Raw genomic sequence first — 1013 nt, forward strand, 5'->3', positions numbered from 1 at the left:
TCATCGGGATCGCCTGTTCGAGAGCCAGGCGCTCGATGGCGGCCACCAAGCGTCGGCTGATCGGAGCCACCGCGGCCGTCGACGCGATCGGCAGGCCCAGATGGTTGCGGATGAAGCCGGCAAGGGCGGCTGGGGTCTGCAGTTGGGGAACGTAACCGTTGAGGTACAAACGGTCTATGCTCTCGAGCTCGAAGACGACCTTGTTCTTGATCAGGGAGGCCACGCTGGATGCTATCATGGGGCCGGGCTCCGGTTGACATCTCGGCTTCATGCCACCGCCGCCACCGTGCGGCTAAGCTCCGCAGAGGCTACGGCCTCGCGCGGACAATTCAACCGGGGCCCTCTCTCGCGGGACCTGCGGAGCTCATGGCTTTGGCAAGTCGGACACGGCGGGCGCCCGCGACCGCGAGGGCTCGCGGTGAAGGCGGCGCCTTCAGTGGGTGAGGCGCCAGAGCATGGCGAGCACGCGGTCGAGCAGGGCGAGCGGCTCGGCGATCGCTCTCTGATCGAGCTCGCCCCAGGCAAGAGCCCCCCTTAATTGGTTACGGGGCAGCGCGGTGCGGAGCTCGTCCGCAGAGCCGGCGGCAATCCGAAAGAGCTGGAGGCGATCCTTGCCGTGGCGACGGGAGCCTTCCGCGATGTTAAGCGGGACGGACGAGGCCGCGCGGCGGATCTGGTCGAAGAGCTTGGGATCGGACTTGCGAACGCGAGCGAGCGGATGGCAAAGACGATGAACGACCTCCAGACTGATTTCGAGAACGTCGAATCGCATGGTGAAGCTCCTTTCGGCGACAGGTTTCACCCGAAGCTGAACCTGGAGCCGAAAGGAGCTGAGCGATTCGGAGTCGAGGAGGGCTGGTCGTTGAGCTTGCCAACGCCCGCGTACGGGGACCGGTTCCGGTCTCGGGCTCGGTCCCGGTCACGGCCGCGGCCACCGAGACGGCCAGGGTCACGGGCTCGGACGCGCCTCACCGGATCATGCCTGGTCGGTCTGAGGTGCAAACCTCGCTAGA

The 1013-nt window shown here is 66.3% G+C and carries 2 protein-coding genes; both read right to left on the minus strand.

Annotated features, from left to right (window positions below):
• A partial coding sequence (locus AB1781_11455) for a hypothetical protein (protein MEW5705182.1) occupies positions 1-238 on the minus strand: 238 nt, incomplete at its 3' end.
• 195 nt (positions 239-433) lie between these two features.
• Positions 434-772, minus strand: coding sequence for a four helix bundle protein (locus AB1781_11460; protein ID MEW5705183.1), 339 nt, complete (start codon positions 770-772; stop codon positions 434-436).
• Between the last annotated feature and the right edge of the window lie 241 nt (positions 773-1013).

The organism is Pseudomonadota bacterium (assembly GCA_040752895.1).
Lineage (GTDB): Bacteria > Pseudomonadota > Alphaproteobacteria.